The following is a 20,519-nucleotide window of genomic DNA, read 5'->3' as shown; positions in this document are numbered from 1 at the left end:
CGCATGCCCGGACTGATCGGACGGACGCTGGGCCGCTATTTCGCGATGCGCTTTCTGCGCGCGATCATCGGCGTGTTCGTCACCGTCTTCGCGCTCATCTACACGCTCGACTTCGTCGAGCTGGTGCGCCGGACGGGAGACGTCGCCGACGTCTCGGCAGCGCTGCTGGCCCAGCTTTCCCTGTTCCGGACGCCAGCAGTGGCCGAGCAGGTCCTTCCCTTCGCGGTGCTGTTCGGCGCCATGGCGGCGCTGCTGAACCTTTCGCGCAAACTCGAGCTCGTGGTGGCGCGTGCGGCTGGCATCTCCGTCTGGCAGTTCCTGACGACTCCGCTCCTCGTCGCCCTGCTTCTCGGGATCCTGGCAGTCTGCGTCTACAATCCCGTAGCGTCCTACCTGAAGGAGCAGGCGTCCCTGACGGAGGTCGCCCGTCTCGGGAAGGCGACGAACCAGAACGACAGCGAACTCTGGGTGCGTCAGCGCAGCATCGACGGGCAGGCGATCATCCGCGCCTCCCGTTCCACGGCGTCCGGAACGGTGCTCAGCGGCGTGACCGTGTTCGAGTTCGACAAGGAAGGCCGCTTTGTCCACAGGATCGAGGCGACCCAGGGACAGTTGCGGGACGGCTACTGGGACCTCAGCAAGGTGCGCGTGATCGGCCTGGAGCAGCCTGAGTCCTTCGAGAGCTACTCGCTGGCCACCAATCTCTCGCCCGAGCAGGTGCGCCAGTCCTTCTCGTCGGCCGAGACCGTGCCTTTCTGGGAGCTGCCCGGGCTGATATGGAGGACCGAGAAGGCTGGCCTTGATGCAACACCCTACCGGCTTCAGCTCCAAACCCTGCTCGCAAAGCCGCTTCTCTTCCTCGCAATGGTTTTCATTGCCGCTTCGGTTTCCTTAAGATTTTTCCGGTTTGGTGGAGTCGCGAAAATGGTCCTCGGCGGGGTCACGGCGGGCTTCCTGCTCTACGTGGCGAACAAGCTCACCTCGGACCTTGGGTCGGCAGGGATTCTCTCGGCGGGTGTCGCCGCGTGGTCTCCTGCTGTGGTAGCCAGTTTGCTCGGAACGCTCGCCCTGTTGTATCAAGAGGACGGGTGATGACGGGCCGTGAGTTTGTCGGCCGTTGTGGTTCGGGCATGCATGATCGCCTTCTGATAGCTGCCCTGCTCGCCTCCGTCGTTGGGGTTGGGCTCCTTGCAGGTTCGCGTCCCGCAGAGGCGCAAACGCTGTCGGACATGCTTGCCCGGAAAGCCAACGGGAAAAAGCAGGACGAACAGAAAGACAAGCTGCTCGTCGAGTCCAAGGAGCTTGTCTACGACCGCGACAAGAACACCATTTCCGCGTCAGGCGATGCGCAGCTCTACTATCAGGGGCGTGTGCTGGAAGCCGACAAGGTCACGTTCGATCGCAATACCAACCGCGTCTATGCCGAGGGCAATGCCAAGCTGACCGAAACGGACGGCCAGGTCGCCTACGGCGACCGCTTCGATCTGACCGGCGACTTCAAGGAAGGCTTCATTGACTCGCTCCGGGTGAAGACGAACGAGAACACCCGCCTCGCCGCGCCCCGTGCCGAGCGCACGGGCGGCGAAACCACCGTCTTCGACAACGGCACCTACACGGCCTGCCTGCCCTGCGCAGACGACCCGTCCCGTCCGCCGGTATGGCAGGTGCGTGCCAAGCGCATCATCCACAAGAACCAGGAACGGATGATCTACTACGAGGATGCGACGCTGGAGTTCGGCGGCATCCCGGTGGCGTACGTCCCCTACTTCTCCGCGCCGGACTCGACGGTGAAACGCAAGTCGGGCTTCCTCGCGCCCCGCTACATCGCGTCCACGGCGCTCGGCACGGGCGTGTCCATCCCGTACTTCTGGGCGCTCGCACCGAACTACGACATGACGATCACGCCGACGCTCCTGTCGCGGCAGGGCGTGCTCGGCAATCTGGAGTGGCGCCATCGGCTGATGAACGGCAGCTACCTGATCAGGGGCGCCGGCATCTTCCAGCAGGACCAGAACGCCTTCCTCTACCCGCCCTACGGTCCGCGCGGGCGCGACTTCCGTGGCTCGCTCGAGACCGCCGGGCAGTTCTTCATCAACGAGAAGTGGAAGTGGGGCTGGGACGTCAAACTCGTCTCCGACAAGTGGTTCCTCAGCAACTACAAGTACCGGCTCCAGTCCGCCGACAACTTCAACCTGACCGGGTTCAAGGAAGCCGTCTCGACGATCTACATGACCGGCAAGGGCGACCGGAGCTGGTTCGACGCACGCGGCTACTATTTCCAGACTTTGTCCTACAAGGACTGGCAGAAGATCCAGCCTGAAGTGCTGCCTAGCATCGACTACGACCGGCGCTTCCAGGGACCCGCATTCCTTGGGGGTGAACTCGCCCTCAGTGCCAACCTGACGCACATCCAGCGGTCGGAAGCCGCGTTCCAGAGCCTCGTCAACGAGAACGGCGCACCGGGACAGTACCTGTTCCCGATCATCTCGAACGGCGAAACCAACAACCTGTACGACACTTGCGCACCGAACCGGTACAATCGGCTGGAGTGCCTGGTGAAGGGCTTCCCCGGCGACTACACGAGGGGATCGGTCCAGATGGACTGGCGGCGGACATTCATCGATCCGCTGGGTCAGTCCTGGACGCCGTTCGGCTCGCTGCGGGCCGACCTCGCACTGGCCAACATCGACTCGACCGGCACCTTCAACCAGTACATGCCCAATTTCACGGACACGTCCGGCGAGGTGCTGGCCCGCGTCATGCCCGCCGTCGGCGGGACCTACCGCTATCCATTCGTCGCCAACTCCTTCCTGGGCGAGAGCGTCATCGAGCCCATCGGCCAGATCATCGTCCGGCCGAACGAAACCCAGATCGGCAAGTTCCCCAACGAAGACGCCCAGAGCCTCGTGATGGACGACACCACGCTCTTCAGCGTCAGCAAGTTCTCGGGATACGATCGCGTCGAGGGTGGCACCCGCGCCAATGTCGGCGCGCAGTACACGCTGAATTTCCCGAGCGGCGGCAATTTCAATGCGCTGTTCGGCGAATCCTTCCAGCTTGCCGGCCGCAACTCCTACAACTACTCCGACCTTTCGGGCACGGGCCGGGATGCCGGCCTCTCCGGCACGCGATCCGACTACGTCGCGCGGGCGCAGTACGTGCCCAACCAGAATTTCTCCTTCACAGCGCGGACGCGCCTCGGCGAAAGCGACTTCAGCCTGCAGCGGCTGGAGCTTGAGTCGCGCGTGAGCTTCAGCCGGTTCAGCGCCAGCCTGCTCTACGCCAACTACGCGCCGCAGCCGGCGCTGGGCAAGTACACGAGGCAGGAAGGCATCGCCGCCTCCGCCCAGCTTTTCGTGCTCCCGAACTGGTTCGTCGCGGGCGGCGTGTATGTCGACCTTGGCCGCCAGGCCGAGGAGGAGTTCTATTATCCGGGCCAGCAGACCTCGAACAAGGTGGGCATCAGCAGGCTGTCGCTCGGCGGCGGCTACCGCGACGAGTGCACGACCTTCACGATCAGCTACTCGAACTCGGCCAAGGAATCGAATTCGGACGGCACCAAGGATCGGGACCAGACGGTCATGGTCCGCCTCGAGCTGAGGACACTCGGTGCAGCCGGCTACTCCTACACGTCCAACACCTCCGACTCCAACAACTGAGCCGCAAGCGCGGAGGCGGCCGTGACCGCGATCGACGACCTGCCTCCCCTGCGTGAGGTGATCGCGCGGCACGACCTCGCCGCTCGCAAGTCGCTGGGCCAGAACTTCCTTCTCGACCTCAACCTGACCGGCCGCATCGCGCGGTCATCGGGCCCGCTCGATGGCGTGACCGTGCTCGAGATCGGCCCCGGTCCCGGGGGGCTCACACGGGCGCTCCTCGCGCATGGCGCCCGCCGCGTCGTCGCCGTGGAGCGGGACGAGCGTGCCCTCCCGGCGCTGGCGGAGATTGCCGCGCGGTGGCCCGGCCGTCTCGAGGTGGTGAGCGGTGATGCGATGGACATCGACCCGTCCGCGCTGGGGCTGGAGCCGCCGGCGCGGATCGTCGCCAATCTGCCCTACAACATCGCGACCGCGCTTCTGGTGCGCTGGCTCGAGACCGAGCCCTGGCCGCCGGTGTTCGACAACTTCACCCTGATGTTCCAGCGCGAGGTTGCGGAGCGCATCGTCGCCACTCCGGCCCGCCAGCAGGACTATGGCCGGCTGGGCGTGATCGCCGGCTGGAGGGCGCGCAGCAAGATCCTCTTCGACGTGCCGCCCTCGGCATTCGTGCCTCAGCCGAAGGTGACGTCGTCGGTGGTGCAGGTCGTGCCTCGCCCCGACCCGCTGCCCTGCCGTAAGGACGACCTCGCCGCCGTGACGCAGGCTGCCTTCGGCCAGCGCCGGAAGATGCTGCGGCAAAGCCTGAAGAGCCTCGGCTGGAATCCCGCGCCACTTCTCGCGGCGGCCGGCATCGAGCCGACCGCCCGGGCCGAGACGGTGCCGGTGGAGGGGTTCGTCGCCCTCGCCAATGCGTGGCGCGCCGCGCGTGAGGAGCGCTGAGCAGAGAGCTCAGAAGGCGGAGAGCAGCGTGTCCACGAAGGCCGGCAGGCCGACCTGCCTGTCACGCCGGAGCCGCTCGGCCACGAGGATGGCCCGCAGCCTCGCGAAGGTGCGCTGCAGGTCGTCGTTGACGAGCACGTAGTCGTAGTCACGCCAGCGGTCGATCTCCACTTTCGCTGCCGCGAGCCGCTTCTCGATCACGTCCGCCGCGTCTTCCGCCCGGCGCTCGAGACGGCGGCGCAACTCGGGAATCGACGGCGGCAGGATGAAAATGCTGACCACGTCGTCGGGTGCTTTCTGGCGCACCTGCATCGCGCCCTGGTAGTCGATGTCGAACAGGATGTCCTTGCCCGCTGACAGCGAGCGGTCGATCTCCCGCCGCGGAGATCCGTAGAAATTGCCGTGGACCTCGGCCCATTCCAGGAGGTCGCCCCTGTCACGCAGGCTGATGAATTCGTCAACGTCGATGAAGCGGTAATGCACCCCCTCCACCTCGCTCGGACGGCGCTTTCTCGTGGTCACGGAGACCGACAGCGTGAGGCTCGGCTCCTCGTCGCGCAACAGCCGGGTGAGCGTGGTCTTCCCGGCTCCGGAGGGAGACGAGAGCACGAGCATCAATCCCCGGCGGGCGACGACGTCGTTTTCGAGCTGCGTGGTCATATCGGTCATTCGACGTTTTGAACCTGCTCACGAAACTGCTCGACCTCTGTCTTGAGGTCGAGGCCGATCACGGTCAGCGACACGTCGTTGGCCTTGGCGCACAGCGTGTTGGCTTCCCGCGAGAACTCCTGCGCCAGGAAGTCCAGCCGCCGGCCTACCGGCCCCCCCTGCGCGAGGAGTTCCCGGGCTGCCCCTACATGGGTCCGCAGCCGGTCGATCTCCTCGCGGATATCGGCCTTGGTGGCCAGCAGAACGGCTTCCTGATGCAGCCGGACGGGATCGAGTTGCTGGGATGCGTCCAAAAGGGCGGCGACCTGCTCGGCAAGACGGGCCTTGATGGCCTCCGGACGGCGGGCCGGCGCGGCGTCTGCCGCATCGGCGAGGGCTGCCATCCTGTCGAGGCGCTGCACAAGGATGGCACCGAGCGCCGTTCCCTCCCGCCTCCGCGCGATGACGAGTGCTTCCAGTGCCGCGTCGAACCCGTCCAGCAGCCCTTTTGCCGCCTCTTGGGCCTTCTCCGGCTCGTCCTGCGTCTCCGCGATCTCGACGACCCCTCGCACGGACAGCAGGCTGCCCACCGAGGGCGCGCGCAGGCCCATGCGGCCGTCATAGGGGGCGAGAGCCTCGACGAGGGTATCCAGAAGCTGCGTGTTCAGGCGCGCCACCGGGGCGCTTTCCTCACGCGTAGCGGTGAGGTTGACGAAGCAGGTGCCGCGCTGCGCGGCCTTGCCGAGCCGGCCACGCACCTCGTCCGTCAGAAACTCGAACACTGCAGGCACGCGCAGCCGCACGTCGAGGCCTTTGGCGTTGACGGATTTCAGCTCCCACGCCCAGCGCCATGGGCCGGTCTGTCCGGCCTCTCGGGCGAAGCCGGTCATGCTGGATAGGGCCATATGCGCGTCAACTCCGGGCCGAACGGGCGCGCACCTTAGCGCATTCCACGCAGATTGGGAGCGCAGCGGGCCCGGAGCCCACAGGACCCGACCGGCCCCGCTATTGTGGGATGGCCGGCACCGTCTTCGGGCTGTTGAGGTCGAAGGTCCGGTTCAGGATCGGGTCCTTGGGCGTACCCGCCACGGCGTCCAGATTGCCACGCGGACCGCTGTTGTAGGCCGAGGCGCTGGGAATGGCGGCATACGGCATGTCGCCTATGCCGAGGTCGGCGGGCGCCTTCGTCGTGCCCGAGCGGACCTTGCGCTGGGTCGGCGGCCCGCTGGGTGAGACCGGCGGGAGGACAGCCGCCGGATCGGCGGCCTGCCCGGCGTCGCCACGCAGCCCCGGAGCCGAGCCGCCGGGCGCTCCGGGAAGGGCGTCGGCCGGCGCCGCGTCGCGCTTGTCACCCTCGATCTGGCGCCACTTGGTGACGTTCTTCTGGTGCTGGTCGAGCGTCTCGGCGAAGACGTGCCCGCCGGTGCCGTCGGCCACGAAGTAGAGTTCGCGCGTGCGGGACGGGCTCGCGACGGCTTCCAGCGCTGCCCGGCCCGGATTGGCGATCGGCGTCGGGGGCAGCCCGGCGATGACGTAGGTGTTGTACGGGGTCGGCTTCTCGATCTCGCTGCGGAGGATGCCGCGGCCGAGCGTGCCCTGCCCACCCACCAGTCCGTAGACGATCGTGGGGTCGGACTGCAGCTTCATGTTCCGGTTCAGCCGATTGATGAACACGGCCGCGACCCGGCTGCGCTCGTCGGCCCTGCCGGTCTCCTTCTCCACGATGGAGGCCAGCACCACCATGTCCTTCGGCGACTTCACGGGAAGGTCTCCGGTGCGGCGCGACCACACCTCCTTCAGCACCTTCTCCTGCTCCTGCGCCATGCGGTCGAGGAGCTGCGCGCGGCTCATGCCACGGGCGAACTTGTAGGTGTCCGGGAGCAGGGTGCCCTCGGCCGGGATGTCCGTGACGTCGCCGCTCAGGACGTCGTTCTCGCGAAGCCGGTCGACGATCTGCTGGCTCGTTAGTCCCTCCGGAATTGTCACGGTGTGCAGGATGGAACGGCCTTCGACCAGCGTCTGCATGACGTCGGACAGGCTCGCATTCTGCTTGAACTGGTACTCGCCCGCCTTGAGCTTCGACGAATTGCCGAGGATCTGGAGGCCTGCCATGAACAGCAGCGGGTGCTCGATGATGCCTTCCTGCCGGAGCTGGTCGGCGACGTCGGTCATCCCGCCCTTCACCGTCACAACCTTGTCGGAGGCGAGTGGGCCGGGCGCGTAGAACTGGATCTTGCCGATGAAGAGCGCCGCGCCGGCGAGAACGGCCAGCACCATCACCAGGGAGAACATGCCGCTGAGGAAGTTGATGAATGGCCGCCGGCGCTTCTCGGGCGGTGGCGGCGGTGGTGGCGGAGCGGCCACCGGCTGAAGCGCTTCCGTCGGGCTACGCGGCATCAGTCGCCCTCCGGCGTACCGGGGCCGAGCGTGGAATCGCCCTTTTCGTCGCCCTCGTCATGGCCAAGCTAACACACTCCACGCTGGCAAACGCCAGCATTGCAAACCCCCAGGGTGCCCAGAGCCTACCCGCCAATATGGCGAAAGGAGGTTCGCTTCCTCAGGCGTCGTGGCGCCGGAAGACCAGGGACGCGTTGGTGCCGCCGAACCCGAATGAGTTGGACAGCGCGACGTCGATGCGCCGCTCACGGGCAGCATGCGGCACGAGGTCGACCGGCGTATCCACCGACGGGTTGTCGAGGTTGAGGGTGGGCGGCGCGATCCCGTCGCGCATGGCCAGAATGCTGAAAATCGCCTCGACAGAGCCGGCCGCGCCCAGGAGGTGCCCGACTGCCGACTTGGTCGACGACATCAGGAGATCCCCGGCCGCGTTGCCGAGCAGCCGCTCGACGGCCTTGAGCTCGATCTCGTCGCCCAGCGGGGTCGATGTTCCGTGGGCGTTGATGTAGTCGACGTCGCTCGGGGTCAGGCCGGCCCGCTTCAGTGCGGCAGCCATGCAGCGATAGGCGCCGTCGCCGTCCTCGCTCGGCGAGGTGATGTGGTAGGCGTCCCCTGACAGGCCGTAGCCCACCACTTCAGCATAGATCCGTGCGCCGCGGGCCCGGGCATGATCCAGGTCCTCCAGCACGACCGCTCCGGCGCCTTCGCCCATGACGAAACCGTCGCGGTCCTTGTCATAGGGGCGGGAGCCTTTTTCCGGCGTGTCATTGAAGCTGGTCGACAACGCCCTGCAGGCCGCGAAGCCAGCCAGGGAGAGCCGGTTGATCGGGGATTCCGCGCCGCCCGCCACCATGACGTCGGCATCGCCGAGCGCGATCAGCCGAGCCGCGTCGCCGATCGCATGGGCGCCGGTAGAGCAGGCGGTCACCACCGCATGGTTTGGCCCCTTGAGGCCGTGCATGATGGAGACGTAGCCAGAGACGAGGTTGATCAGGCGCCCCGGGATGAAGAACGGCGAAATGCGCCGCGGGCCCTTCTCGGCCAGCGTGATGGAGGCATCGTAGATGCCGCCAATCCCGCCGATGCCGGAGCCGATGAGGACGCCGGTCGCGATCTGGTCCTCGTAGGCGGCAGGCTTCCAGCCCGCGTCCGCGAGGGCCTGGGTGGCCGCGGCCGCGCCGAAGATGATGAAATCGTCGACGCGGCGCTGGTCCTTTGGATCGAACCAGTCGTCGGCGTTGAACGTGCCGTCGGAGCCGTCGCCCCTCGGCACTGAGCACGCTATCCGCGCCGGCAGGTCGGACACGTCGAAGGCCGTGATGGCCGACGCGCCGCTGCGCCCCTCGATGATCCGCTTCCAGGTGACTTCGACGCCGCATCCCAGCGGCGTCACCATCCCCAGGCCCGTCACGACGACACGCCGCATCAAACCGGTCCCGATCCGCTTACTTTAAAGGCGGCCGTCAGGCCGCCTTCTTCTCGAGGAAGCTGACGGCGTCGCCGACCGTGCGGATCGTCTCGGCTGCGTCGTCCGGGATTTCGACCGAGAACTCTTCCTCGAAGGCCATCACCAGCTCGACGGTGTCGAGGCTGTCAGCGCCGAGGTCGTCGATGAAGTTGGCGCTTTCCACGACCTTCTCCGGCTCGACGCCCAGATGCTCGACCACGATCTTCTTCACGCGGGCGGCGATATCGCTCATCTCAAAACCTCACTTGCACTGTTCGACACCGCTCGGCCCAACCCGCAGCGGCCACGAAAGAACCGGCCCGCGAATGCGAGCCGGCTGTTGCGACGGGGTGTCCCGCCGGGATGCCCTCGGTCGCGCTCAAACGCCGCACGGTGCGTTCCAGCCCCCACAGGACGTTGCCGGTTGGTAACATACTTTCATAGGGTTGGCGAGAGGTCCGCCAACACTGGAAAAGGTCTGCATACCTCGGCGTAATCCATTCATATCATTGCCATTCCGCCATTGACGTGAAGTGTCTGGCCGGTGACGTAGCCCGCCTCCTGGCTGGCCAGGTACACCACAGCGGACGCCACGTCCTGCCCGCTTCCGAGCCGTCCCATCGGCACGTTGCCGAGGATCGACTCGCGCTGCTTGTCGTTGAGCACATCCGTCATCGGCGTCTCGATGAAGCCCGGCGCGACGCAGTTTACGGTGATGCCGCGCGAGGCGACCTCGGCCGCCAGCGACTTCGACATGCCGACCAGCGCCGCCTTGGAAGCCGCATAGTTGCCCTGCCCGGGATTGCCGGTCGTGCCGACGATCGACGTGATGGAGACGATGCGGCCGCTGCGCCGGCGCATCATCCCTTTGACGGCGGCGCGCATCAGCCGGAACGAGGCTTCCAGGTTCACCCGGATCACCTGATCCCACTCGTCGTCCTTCATGCGCATGAAGAGGTTGTCGCGGGTGACGCCTGCATTGTTGACCAGGATGTCGAGCTGGCCCATCGCCTGCTCGGCCGCCGGCACAAGGGCCTCGACGGAGTCCTTGTCGGACAGGTTGGCCGGCAGGACATGAACGCCCTCGCCGATCTCGCCCGCGAGCGATTCGAGAGCCTCGCGCCTTGTGCCGGAGATCGCGACGACCGCGCCCTGGGCTCGCAGCGCCCGCGCGATGGCGCCGCCGATACCGCCCGAGGCACCTGTGACGAGGGCCGTCCTGCCGGTCAGGTCGAACATGAAGGTGCTCCCTGGATGCGGCCGATCAGGCCGGAGAATCGGGACGGGTTCGGTTCAGCCCTGTCGGGCCTTGTACGCTTCTACATCGTGCGGCGTGCCGACGGCGACGCCCTCGGCTTCCGCAGCGATGCGTTTGACGAGTCCGCTCAGCACCTTGCCGGCACCCAGTTCATAGAATGTCTGAACTCCCTGCGCCGCCATGAAGGCGATGCTCTCGCGCCAGCGCACCGTGCCGGTGACCTGCGCCACCAGAAGCTCACGGATGCGGGCGGGATCAGTGACCGGCGCGGCGAGCACGTTGGCGACCACCGGGACCTTCGGCACACGGATCTGTGCGCTGGCCAGCGCCTCCGCCATGCGGTCGGCGGCGGGCTGCATCAGCGCGCAATGGAAGGGCGCGGAGACCGGCAGCAGCACGGCCCGGCGCACGCCCTTTCCCTTGGCGAGCTCCATGGCGCGCTCCACGGCGGTCTTCGTTCCCGAAATCACCACCTGCCCGCCGCCATTGTCGTTGGCGGCCTGACAGACCTCGCCCTGGGCCGCTTCCTCGGCGAGGGCGGCCGCCACCTCGAACTCGGCCCCGAGAAGGGCGGCCATGGCGCCCTGCCCCGGCGCGACCGCCGCCTGCATGGCGTCGCCGCGAATACGGAGGAGGCGCGCGGCGTCGGCGATGCTGAGGCTGCCCGCGGCAGCCAACGCCGAATACTCGCCGAGCGAATGGCCCGCCACGAAGGCCGCGTCCCGGGCAAGGTCGAGCCCGGCTTCCGCCTCCAGAGTGCGCACGACCGCCATGCTGACCGCCATCAGCGCCGGCTGCGCGTTGGCGGTGAGGGTCAGCTCAGCCTCGGGTCCGTCGAACATCAGCGCCGACAGGGTCTGGCCCAGTGCGTCATCGACCTCGGCAAAGACGGAGCGGGCTGCCGGGAAGGCCTCGGCCAGCGCCTTGCCCATGCCGACGGCCTGGCTTCCCTGGCCGGGAAAGGTGTAGGCGGACGACATTTCTGAGCTCCCGGAAGTGACAGTGCGGCGGGAAAGGCATGCGCGCGCGGCGCATGTCAAGTGCCGGGCGGCCCTTGCGCCCGGCCGTCCTCCCCTGTATGGGAGCGCCTTCGCAGCTTCCGGCCGGGGGCTGAACGGAAGGCCGGCATGCCGGCAGGGGGTTCGCTCCCGTCTTCCCGTGTCTCCGCCTTCGGATACTTCCCGCTCGGGCCTTTCGCAGGGCCCGAAGGGCTTCGCGCCGGAAGCGCTGAACTGGAAAGGCCAAGGAATGCCTCTATACGAGCATGTGTACCTGGCCCGTCAGGACGTGACGGCCCAGCAGGTCGAGACCATGACCGAGCAGCTGAAGTCCGTCATAGAGGCGGGCGGCGGCAAGGTCGAGAAGGTCGAGTATTGGGGCGTGAAGTCCCTCGCTTACCGCATCAAGAAGAACCGCAAGGCGCACTTCTCCCTCTTCAACATCGACGCCCCCGCGGCGGCGGTGGCCGAGATGGAGCGCCAGATGCGCATCAACGAGGACATCATCCGCTTCATCACGATTCGCATGGACGAGCTTGAGGAGGGTCCCTCCGCGATGCTCCAGAAGCGCGACCGTGACGATCGCGACGACCGCGGCGAGCGCGGCTTCGGTGGCGGCCGATTCGGTGGCCGGCCCGGTGGCGCTCCGCGCCCGGGCGGTGATCGCCCGCCGCGTCCGCGTCGTGATGATGTTCCTGCCGAGGAGGCTGTCTGATGTCCGGAGCCGGTGCTCGCCGCCCCTTCTTCCGCCGCAGGAAGACCTGCCCCTTCTCCGGCCCGAACGCGCCGAAGATTGACTACAAGGACACGCGCCTGCTCTCGCGCTACATTTCCGAGCGCGGCAAGATCGTGCCCTCGCGCATCACGGCCGTGTCGGCCAAGAAGCAGCGTGAGCTGTCCCAGGCCATCAAGCGCGCGCGCTTCCTCGGCCTGCTGCCCTACGTAATCGCCTGATCTTCCGGCGGGGCGCTCCGGTGCCCCGCCACTCCTACTGTCACCCGGGCGTCATCCGGCGCAGGGCATGGCTGGGGCGGGCTTGACCCGTCCCTAACCGCTTGGAGGCGGGACAGCTCGACGATGGCTTCTTTTCTCGGCATAGGCGCCGCAGCCGGCTTCGTGTCCGCGCTGCTCTTCGTGGTGATCGACAGGGCCGAATTGTCGGCGCTGGCGATGCTGCTCTATTTCCTGTCGCCCCTGCCGATCCTGATCGTCGCCATGGCGTGGAACCACCGCGCCGGTCTGGTCGCCGCGATCGTCTCGACGATTCTCGTCCTGCTGGTGTCCGAGAACCAGTCGATCGAGCTTGCGATCCAGTTCGCCGTCGGCGTCGCGCTCCCCGCGTGGTGGTTCGCCTACCTGCTGCTGCTCGCGCGCACGACGGACACCACGACCGAATGGTATCCCATGGGCCGCCTGCTGGGCTGGGTGGCCTGCGTCTCGGCGGCCACGACCGTGGTCAACGCGCTCCTGATCAGCCTGTCCTACGATGAATTCGTCGCCAGCTTCAAAAGGGCGGCACCCCTCCTCGAGACGCTCAATCCGAACGCCTTCCAGGGGCTGTCGCCGGACGCGAAGACGCAGTCGCTGGACCAGTTCGCCGACCTGTTCGCGATCGTGGCCCCGCCGGTGGCGACCGCCGCCGATGCCGCCATCTCCGTCTTCCTGATCTGGCTGGCCGCCCGGATCGTGCTCAAGTCCGGCCGCTTCCCGCGTCCCTGGCCCGACCTCGCCTGGACGACGCTGCCGATGGGCGCGCTCGGGCTCCTTCTCGCCGGGATCGCCGCAGGGATCGCGCTGCCGGGCTTCCTCGGCCTCGCCGGGCGCGCGCTCGCAGGGGCGATGACCATGGCGTACTGCCTGCAGGGCCTCGGCGTCATCCACGTCGTCACCAAGGGCATCGGCGGGCGCGTGGGCATTCTGGCCGCCGCCTATGTCGTCTTCTTCCTGCTGCCCGGCTGGCCGCAACTCCTCTATGCCGTCATCGGCATCATCGACCCGTTCCTCGGCCTCCGCGCCAAGCGGGCCGGCAGGAGCGGCCCGCCTGCGGCGCGGCCCGGCTCCACCTGATCCACCCCTGTTTCGACAGCATGACCCTCAACACATCAAGGAGAGACCCATGGAAGTGATCCTGCTCGAACGCGTCGCCAAGCTCGGCCAGATGGGCGAAACCGTCCGCGTCAAGGACGGCTACGCCCGCAATTTCCTGCTGCCGCGCGGCAAGGCCCTGCGCGCCACCAAGGACAACAAGGCCCGCTTCGAGACGCAGCGCTCGCAGCTCGAGGCCCGCAACCTCGAAGCCAAGGGCGAGGCCGAGAAGGTTTCGGAAACGCTGAACGGCCAGTCGTTCGTGCTCATCCGCCAGGCCGGCGAAATGGGCCAGCTCTACGGCTCGGTCTCCACCCGCGACATCGCGGATGCGCTGACCGCCGGCGGCTTCAGCGTGTCGCGCAATCAGATCGTGCTGAACGCGCCGATCAAGACGCTGGGCCTGCACTCGGTGCCGGTGCACCTGCACTCGGAAGTCGAGGTGCCGGTCACGGTCAACGTCGCGCGCAGCCCCGAAGAAGCCGAGCGTCAGGCGCGTGGCGAGAGCGTCCTCGCCGGCCGCGAGGAGACGAACCTCGAGGAGCTCGGCCTGGAAGTCGGCGCGGCGCTGGCCGAAGCGCAGGGCGACGAGGGCTGAGGCCAAGACTCTCACCTCTACCCTCTCCCAAATCGGGAGAGGGCACTTGGGCGTGGTGTCAGAAAATCAAACGGCGGAGCCTGGCTCCGCCGTTTTCGTTTTGTCTCGACGTGGAAGACCCCCTTTTCCCAGGTCGGGAGAGGGTAAGGGTGAGCGCCCTACTTTTTTTTATCGTACGGGTTTTCAGGCATGCGCATGCTGATCCGGATCGGGGTGCCCGGCAGGTCGAACGTCTCGCGCAGGCCGTTGATGAGATAGCGGACATAGCTGTCGGGCAGCGAGTCCAGCTGGTTGCCGAACAGGGCGAAGTGCGGCGGCCGCGCCTTCACCTGAGTCATGTAGCGGATCTTGATGCGGCGCCCGGAAACGGCCGGCGGCGGATGCTGCTGCACCGTGCGGTCGAGCCAGCGATTGAGCTGCGACGTGGAGATGCGCTTCGACCAGATGCGCTCGGCCTCGGCGCACGCCTTCATCAGCGGATCGATGCCCGTGCCCGCGAGCCCGGATACCGGCACGATGGCGGCTCCGCGAACGTTGGAGAGGAGGCGCTCCGAATCCTCCTTCATCCGTGTCAGCCGGCCGGGATCGTCGGCGACGAGGTCCCACTTGTTGACGGCGACGACGAGGGCCCGGCCCTCCTTCTCGATCACGCTGAGAATGGCGAGGTCCTGCTTCTCGAACGGGATGGTGGCATCGAGCAGCAGCACCACCACCTCGGCGAAGCGCACGGCGCGCAGCGCGTCGGCGACCGACAGTTTCTCGAGCTTGTCCTCGACGCGTGCGCGCTTGCGGATTCCGGCCGTGTCGAACAGCTTCACGGGACGGCCGTACCAGGACCAGTCGAGGCCGATGGAGTCGCGCGTGATGCCGGCCTCGGGGCCGGTCAAGAGACGCTCTTCGCCCAGCATGCGGTTGATGAGGGTGGATTTCCCGGCGTTCGGCCGGCCGACGATGGCGATGCGGAGCGGGCGGCGGGCGCGCTCCTCCTCGCTCTCCTCCTCCTCGCCCTCGACGACGACGACGTCATGCTCGGCCACGTCGTCGTCGGGCGCGGCCGTCTGCTCCGGCAATGCTTCACGCAGCGCGTCGTAGAGGTCGGACAGCCCCTCCCCGTGCTCGGCGGAAAACGGGATGGGATCGCCGAGGCCGAGCCCGAACGCCTCGTAGGTCTGCAGGTGCCCGGCGCGGCTCTCCGCCTTGTTGGCCAGCAGGATGACGGGCTTGGCGGCCCGCCGCACGAGATCGGCGAAGTGCCGATCCGTCGGGGTGAGCCCTGCCCTGGCATCGATGACGAAGAGAATGGCGTCGGCATCCCCGATCGCCGCCTCGGTCTGCGCGCGCATGCGGCCGGCCAGCGTCTCGCGGCCCGCTTCCTCCAGGCCGGCGGTGTCGATCACCTTGAAGTCGAGGTCGCCGAGACGTGCTTCGCCGACGCGCCGGTCGCGCGTGACGCCGGGCTGGTCGTCGACCAGAGCCAGCTTCTTGCCGACGAGCCTGTTGAAGAGGGTCGACTTGCCGACGTTGGGCCTGCCGAGAATGGCGACCGTGAAGGACATCCAGGGGTCTCCGTGCGGGGCGGATCTCCCCGCCGAACACTCAGGAGGCGGGCTTCAGCGGCCCGGCCTTGACGAGCGCCAGCAACAGTTCGGCGCGCTGGCGCAGCGAGGGCGGCGCATTGCGGTCCGTGATGATCTGGTCGAACGCCTTTCCGGCAGCCTCGTAGTCGCCCGCCTTGAGGGCGGCGAGGCCGATCAATTCATGCGCGTTGGGCGCAAAGGTTCCCGCGTCGATGACAGGCGAGAGCCGCTTCTGGAGATCGTCGCCGGATGCCGTGTCGACCAGCAGCATGGCGGCACGAAGGCGTGCCACGTCGCGCATGGCGGCGTCGACAGAGCCGTCGGCGGCAATCGCGTCATACGCCTCGACGGCCTTTGCCGCGTCTGCCTTGGCGATCTCGCCGGCCTCGCGCAGGCGGGCCAGCTTCTGATAGCCGGAGGTGGAGGACTTCGCGAGGTCGGACAGGACCTGCTCGGCTTCCGCGGTCTTGCCGGCCTTGCTGTCCTGCAATGCCTGCTCGAACTTCGCGCCGGCCTCCTGCGCCTTCTGCGTCTCGAAATACTGCCAGGCGCGCCAGCCGGCCACGGCGATGACGATCAGGACGGCAAGCCCGACGATCTTGTTGCCGTGCTTCCTCCAGACGTCGAACGCGCGTTCGCGCCTGACTTCCTCGTCGATCTCGCGGAAAATGTCGGCCATGGCCCTGCTTGATGCTGGCGCGGGAAAGTGCCCCGCTCGTGTCGCCACGGCGATTAGCATGCGGGGCGGGCTTTGTCATGCCGCCCCGCCTGACAGGGACGATCAGCCGCCGAAGACGGGAACGCCGATCAGCAGCGGGTGCAGCGCGATCATGGCGCCCCATGCGACGATGCCGATGACCACCGTGATGACGTCGTTTCGCATGGCATGCGCGGGATCGGGCGGCGGCGGCAGTTGCGCGCCACGGCGCTTCACCGAGATCCGGTCATAGACCGCCCAGGCGAGCACGGCGCCGAAGAGTATGACGGACCCGAGGTCGCCATTGGCGAGGAGGTGGGCCAGCGCCCAGATCTTTACCGCCACCAGCATCGGGTGCTTCAGCCGGTAGCGGATGTTGCCGGGCGGCCCCTTCGAGGCTGCGAGGGCGATGAAGGAGAACAGCATCAGGAGCACGGTCAGGTGCCGCAGCCCGGTCGGTGGTTCCCACAGCGGGATATAGCCCGCCCCGCGATACGACCCGAAGCCCCAGACGATCAGGACGAACCCCGCAAGCGACAGCAGGGTCATGAGGCCCTTGTAGCCGTTCTCGCCCATCGAGGCGACGAGGCTGGCGCGAAGGGCCGGACGCGTGGGCAGGGAGTGCGCGCCGAGGAAGAGGATCAGGCCGAGGATGAGGAGGAGCATGACGGGTCCGCATATGAGGGCGCCGGAGCCTAAGCTCCCGGTGATGCGGGGGACAAGGGCGCGGTTCCCGAAAAGGCGATTGCTGGCGCTGTCGAGGCCATTTCCGGCTGGACAGCCGCGTGGCGTCAGTCCTGACGCACCCAGAGAGGCCCCTCGATGTGGCCGCGCCGGACGGCCATCCTCTCCCTCACTCCCACTCGATCGTCCCGGGCGGCTTCGACGTGATGTCGTAGACGACCCGGTTGATGCCGCGCACCTCGTTGATGATGCGGGTGGCGGCACGGCCGAGGAAGTCCATGTCGAAGGGGTAGAAGTCGGCCGTCATGCCGTCGACGGAGGTCACGGCGCGCAGCGCGCAGACATGGTCATAGGTGCGGCCGTCGCCCATGACGCCCACGGTCTTCACCGGCAGCAGCACGGCAAAGGCCTGCCAGATGTCGTCGTAGAGCCCGGCGCGGCGGATCTCCTCGAGGAAGATCTCGTCGGCGAGGCGGAGCATGTCGGCCTTCTCGCGCGTGATGTCGCCGGGGATGCGGATCGCGAGACCGGGACCCGGGAATGGGTGGCGACCGACGAAGGCCTCCGGCAGACCGAGCTCGCGGCCGAGGACGCGGACCTCGTCCTTGAACAGTTCGCGCAGCGGCTCGACCAGCTTCATGTTCATGCGATCGGGCAGGCCGCCGACATTGTGGTGCGACTTGATCGTCACCGACGGACCGCCGGTGAAGGAGACGCTCTCGATGACGTCGGGATAGAGCGTGCCCTGGGCGAGGAAATCCGCTCCGCCGAGCTTCTTCGCCTCCGCCTCGAACACGTCGATGAAGAGCCTGCCGATGGTCTTGCGCTTCTGCTCGGGGTCGGTGACGCCGGCAAGGGCGCCGAGGAAGGTGTCCGAGGCATCGACGTGGACGAGCGGGATGTTGTAGCTGTCGCGGAAGAGCGTCACCACGCGCTGGCCCTCGGCGAGGCGCAGGAGCCCGTGGTCGACGAAGACGCAGGTGAGCTGGTCCCCGATCGCCTCGTGGATGAGGACCGCAGCGACTGCCGAGTCGACTCCGCCAGAGAGGCCGCAGATCACGCGACCCTCTCCGACCTGCTCGCGGATGCGGGCGATGGCCTCCTGCCGGAACGCCTTCATCGACCAGTCGGCCTTCGCCCCGGCGATGCGCCGCACGAAGTTGCGGATCAGGGCCGCGCCATGCGGCGTGTGCACGACCTCGGGATGGAACATCAGCCCGTAATAGCTGCGCGCCTCGTCGCCGATGACGGCGTAGGGCGCGTTCGGGGAAGTGCCGAAGCGCGCGAAGCCGGGCGGCAGGCGGGTGATGCGGTCGCCATGGCTCATCCAGACCGGATAGGCTTCGCCCTGCCGCCAGACATCGTCAAAAAGCCTGCTCTCGGCGAGCACCTCGACCTCGGCGCGCCCGAATTCGCGGTGGTGGCCGCCCTCGACGTCGCCGCCGAGTTGGGCGGCCATGGTCATCTGGCCGTAACAGATGCCGAGCACCGGGACGCCGGATTCGAAGATCACCTCGGGAGCCCGGGGGCTGCCCTCCTCGTGCACGGATTCCGGCCCGCCCGAGAGGATCACGGCCTTCGGGCTCATGCGCCGGAAGGCGGCCTCGGCGGACTGGAACGGGACGATCTCTGAGTAGACCCCCTCCTCGCGCACGCGCCGGGCGATCAGCTGCGTCACCTGGCTGCCGAAGTCGACGATGAGGATCTTGTCGTGATGGGGCTCGGTCATGGCCCTTGCTACGTCAAGCGCCGGACGCCCGCAACATCGCGCGCAGCCTCACCCGGCGCCTCCCCCAGCTTCGCGATCGCACCGTCGCGAACCGACTGCCTTGCAGGGCGTTTGTGGGCGCAACCAGAACAGGAGGTCACCATGACCGCACGATCCGTTTCCCTCGCCGTCGCCCTTCTCGCCGCCACCGGCCTCGCCGCATGCAGCACCACGGAGGAGCGTGCGTCCGGCGTGGGAGTCGGAGCCGTTGCTGGCGCAGCCGTCGGCGGGCCCGTGGGTGCCGTCGCGGGCGGCGTGGTCGGCGGGGTGACCGGGCCGTCCGTGGCGAGTGCCAGCGGCGTGCCGCACACCTCACATCACCGCACCACCAAGAAGCGCCGGCCGCCGGCGTACTGACGCCGCGCGCCGCTCAGGCGGCGCGGCGCAGGGACGCGACGTAGAACCCGTCGGTTTCCGTTCTCAGCGGCGAGAGCTGAAGGCCGAAGCCGTCCTGCGAACGGAACCTCGCCAGATCGGACAGACCGGCATCCTCCGCGGCGCGCTGAGGGTCGACCGAGGAATAGTCCGGGTGACGGCCGAGGAAGGCGGCTACGGAGCCGTCGTTCTCCGCGGCGAGGACCGAGCACGTGACGTAGACGAGCCTGCCGCCCGGCTTCACCAGCGCAGCGCCACGGTCGAGCACCGTGGCCTGCTCCGCGATGCGGTCGTCCAGGCTGCCGGGCCGCACGCGCCATTTGGCGTCCGGATTTCGCCGCCAAGTTCCGGTGCCCGTGCAGGGGGCGTCGACGAGGACGAGGTCGGCGCGGCCAGCGAGGTCGCGGACGGGGTCGTCGTCTCTTCCCTTCGGTGCGCGCACCTGCACGTTGCGGGCGCCCGCGCGCGTCAGCCTCTCGAAGATCGGCGCCAGGCGGCGCTTGTCGCTGTCGGTCGCGAAGATCTGGCCGCGATTGTCCATGGCGGCCGCGAGGGCCAGCGATTTGCCCCCGCCTCCTGCGCAGAGATCGATGACCTGCATGCCGGGATCGGCGGCGGCGAGCATGGCCGCAAGCTGCGAGCCCTCGTCCTGGATCTCGACCCAGCCTTTCTGGAACGCCGGCTCGGCCTGCACTGCGGGTGCCCGGGCGTCCTCGCCCAGCGCTATGCGCAGCCCGAGGGGCGAGAGCCTCGTCGGCTTTGCTCCCAGATGGGCCAGTTCACCCGCCACCTTCTCGGGGCCGGCCTTGAGCGTATTGATGCGCAGGTCCACGGGCGCGCGCCGCGCCAGGGCCTGCGCCTCGCCCAGTCTCGCCTCGCCGAAGGTCGCGGCCAGAGCTGGATCCATCCATTCCGGATAGTCGCCGGCGACCCAGGGGGGCGCGAAGGCCAGAGCAGCTTCGGCATCGCGGTCGATGGCAGCTGTTTCGGCTTCCGACAACGGCTCGGGCGCGAAACGCTCACCCGTGAACTGGCCCGCGATGCGGGCAGGTTCCCAGCCCCGGGCGAGGCGCAGTGCGCCGATGAGCGCGGCGCGCGGCTCATCCGAGCCCATCAGCCAGGCGGCCGAGGCACGGCGGCGCAGGGCGTCGTAAACGAAGCCGGAGATCGCGGCCCGGTCTCCCGATCCGGCGAAGCGGTGGTTCAGCCCCCAGTCCTTGAGAGCCTCGGAGGCCGGACGGCGGCGCGACGCGATGTCGGCGATCACCTCGATGGCGGCTGACAGGCGGGCAGACGGGGTCATGAGGTTTGAATCCCGGGTCGTCGGACAGCCCCGCCGGAGCTGCAGCGGAAAGGCTTGAATGCGAGGAGACGCGAAGCGGATCGCGGGTCAGATGAGCACCGGCCGGTGTGCGGCGGCAAGGAATACCGGACACCGGCGCCAGCTCT

General features: G+C 67.8%; 20 protein-coding genes. 8 read left to right on the top strand and 12 right to left on the bottom strand.

Going from position 1 to position 20,519, the window contains the following annotated elements; translation table 11 throughout:
- The first annotated feature begins 3 nt into the window (after positions 1–3).
- The 3 genes from lptG to rsmA all read left to right on the top strand — a co-directional run bounded on the left by lptG (position 4) and on the right by rsmA (position 4,538).
- A complete protein-coding gene (lptG, locus tag AC5JCN_RS26560) occupies positions 4–1,092 on the top strand; it encodes an LPS export ABC transporter permease LptG (RefSeq protein ID WP_495758164.1) in 1,089 nt (362 codons plus the stop codon).
- Positions 1,093–1,229: 137 nt separating this feature from the next.
- Positions 1,230–3,659 carry an LPS-assembly protein LptD gene (locus AC5JCN_RS26555; protein WP_495758163.1) on the top strand — a complete coding sequence of 810 codons (2,430 nt, stop codon included), beginning with the start codon at positions 1,230–1,232 and terminating at the stop codon, positions 3,657–3,659.
- Between the two features lie 21 nt (positions 3,660–3,680).
- Positions 3,681–4,538, top strand: coding sequence for a 16S rRNA (adenine(1518)-N(6)/adenine(1519)-N(6))-dimethyltransferase RsmA (rsmA, locus tag AC5JCN_RS26550; protein WP_495758162.1), 858 nt, complete (start codon positions 3,681–3,683; stop codon positions 4,536–4,538).
- A 9-nt stretch (positions 4,539–4,547) separates the two neighbouring features.
- Here the strand turns inward: rsmA and gmk are convergent, their stop codons facing one another.
- From gmk to fabD, 7 genes are all read right to left on the bottom strand, one after another.
- On the bottom strand, positions 4,548–5,207 hold the full coding sequence (gmk, locus tag AC5JCN_RS26545) for a guanylate kinase (protein WP_495758161.1): 660 nt from the start codon (positions 5,205–5,207) through the stop codon (positions 4,548–4,550).
- Positions 5,204–6,091 (bottom strand): YicC/YloC family endoribonuclease, encoded by an 888-nt coding sequence (locus AC5JCN_RS26540; protein WP_495758160.1) that lies wholly within the window; start codon positions 6,089–6,091, stop codon positions 5,204–5,206. The genes gmk and AC5JCN_RS26540 overlap by 4 nt, the downstream gene beginning before the upstream one ends.
- A 100-nt stretch (positions 6,092–6,191) precedes the next feature.
- Positions 6,192–7,583: an endolytic transglycosylase MltG gene (mltG, locus tag AC5JCN_RS26535; RefSeq protein WP_495758159.1), complete on the bottom strand. Its 1,392-nt coding sequence runs from the start codon at positions 7,581–7,583 to the stop codon at positions 6,192–6,194.
- 160 nt (positions 7,584–7,743) lie between these two features.
- A complete protein-coding gene (gene fabF / locus AC5JCN_RS26530; protein WP_495758158.1) occupies positions 7,744–9,009 on the bottom strand; it encodes a beta-ketoacyl-ACP synthase II in 1,266 nt (421 codons plus the stop codon).
- A gap of 37 nt (positions 9,010–9,046) precedes the next feature.
- Positions 9,047–9,283 (bottom strand): acyl carrier protein, encoded by a 237-nt coding sequence (locus AC5JCN_RS26525; protein ID WP_482756720.1) that lies wholly within the window; start codon positions 9,281–9,283, stop codon positions 9,047–9,049.
- A 248-nt stretch (positions 9,284–9,531) separates the two neighbouring features.
- Positions 9,532–10,269 carry a 3-oxoacyl-[acyl-carrier-protein] reductase gene (gene fabG, locus AC5JCN_RS26520; protein WP_495758157.1) on the bottom strand — a complete coding sequence of 246 codons (738 nt, stop codon included), beginning with the start codon at positions 10,267–10,269 and terminating at the stop codon, positions 9,532–9,534.
- A 54-nt stretch (positions 10,270–10,323) separates the two neighbouring features.
- Positions 10,324–11,268 (bottom strand): ACP S-malonyltransferase, encoded by a 945-nt coding sequence (fabD, locus tag AC5JCN_RS26515; protein ID WP_495758156.1) that lies wholly within the window; start codon positions 11,266–11,268, stop codon positions 10,324–10,326.
- 268 nt (positions 11,269–11,536) lie between these two features.
- Here fabD and rpsF point away from each other — a divergent pair, with 268 nt between their 5' ends.
- The 4 genes from rpsF (at position 11,537) to rplI (ending at position 13,969) form a co-directional block, all read left to right on the top strand.
- A complete protein-coding gene (gene rpsF, locus AC5JCN_RS26510; protein ID WP_495758155.1) occupies positions 11,537–12,001 on the top strand; it encodes a 30S ribosomal protein S6 in 465 nt (154 codons plus the stop codon).
- Positions 12,001–12,240 (top strand): 30S ribosomal protein S18, encoded by a 240-nt coding sequence (gene rpsR / locus AC5JCN_RS26505; RefSeq protein WP_495758154.1) that lies wholly within the window; start codon positions 12,001–12,003, stop codon positions 12,238–12,240. Before rpsF ends, rpsR begins: the two co-directional genes overlap by 1 nt.
- A 123-nt stretch (positions 12,241–12,363) precedes the next feature.
- Complete coding sequence (locus AC5JCN_RS26500; RefSeq protein ID WP_495758153.1) at positions 12,364–13,353, top strand: DUF2232 domain-containing protein; 990 nt, start codon at positions 12,364–12,366, stop codon at positions 13,351–13,353.
- A gap of 49 nt (positions 13,354–13,402) precedes the next feature.
- On the top strand, positions 13,403–13,969 hold the full coding sequence (gene rplI / locus AC5JCN_RS26495) for a 50S ribosomal protein L9 (RefSeq protein WP_495758152.1): 567 nt from the start codon (positions 13,403–13,405) through the stop codon (positions 13,967–13,969).
- Positions 13,970–14,127: 158 nt separating this feature from the next.
- On the opposite strand, the gene der is transcribed toward rplI, so the two are convergent.
- The 4 genes from der to guaA all read right to left on the bottom strand — a co-directional run bounded on the left by der (position 14,128) and on the right by guaA (position 18,656).
- A complete protein-coding gene (der, locus tag AC5JCN_RS26490; RefSeq protein WP_495758151.1) occupies positions 14,128–15,525 on the bottom strand; it encodes a ribosome biogenesis GTPase Der in 1,398 nt (465 codons plus the stop codon).
- A 40-nt stretch (positions 15,526–15,565) separates the two neighbouring features.
- Positions 15,566–16,225 carry a tetratricopeptide repeat protein gene (locus AC5JCN_RS26485; RefSeq protein WP_495758150.1) on the bottom strand — a complete coding sequence of 220 codons (660 nt, stop codon included), beginning with the start codon at positions 16,223–16,225 and terminating at the stop codon, positions 15,566–15,568.
- Between the two features lie 102 nt (positions 16,226–16,327).
- Complete coding sequence (locus AC5JCN_RS26480) at positions 16,328–16,909, bottom strand: NnrU family protein (protein ID WP_495758149.1); 582 nt, start codon at positions 16,907–16,909, stop codon at positions 16,328–16,330.
- Between the two features lie 187 nt (positions 16,910–17,096).
- Complete coding sequence (gene guaA, locus AC5JCN_RS26475) at positions 17,097–18,656, bottom strand: glutamine-hydrolyzing GMP synthase (RefSeq protein ID WP_495758148.1); 1,560 nt, start codon at positions 18,654–18,656, stop codon at positions 17,097–17,099.
- Positions 18,657–18,797: 141 nt separating this feature from the next.
- On the opposite strand from guaA, the gene AC5JCN_RS26470 reads away from it, so the two are divergent.
- On the top strand, positions 18,798–19,052 hold the full coding sequence (locus AC5JCN_RS26470) for a hypothetical protein (RefSeq protein ID WP_495758147.1): 255 nt from the start codon (positions 18,798–18,800) through the stop codon (positions 19,050–19,052).
- Positions 19,053–19,065: 13 nt separating this feature from the next.
- Here the strand turns inward: AC5JCN_RS26470 and AC5JCN_RS26465 are convergent, their stop codons facing one another.
- Entirely contained in the window at positions 19,066–20,373 is a 1,308-nt protein-coding gene (locus tag AC5JCN_RS26465) for an RsmB/NOP family class I SAM-dependent RNA methyltransferase (RefSeq protein ID WP_495758146.1), read from the bottom strand.
- Positions 20,374–20,519 lie beyond the last annotated feature (146 nt).

Source organism: Alsobacter sp., assembly GCF_059501845.1.
The sequence above is the reverse complement of the archived record's forward strand: the minus strand, read 5'-3'. Positions and strand labels throughout refer to the sequence as shown.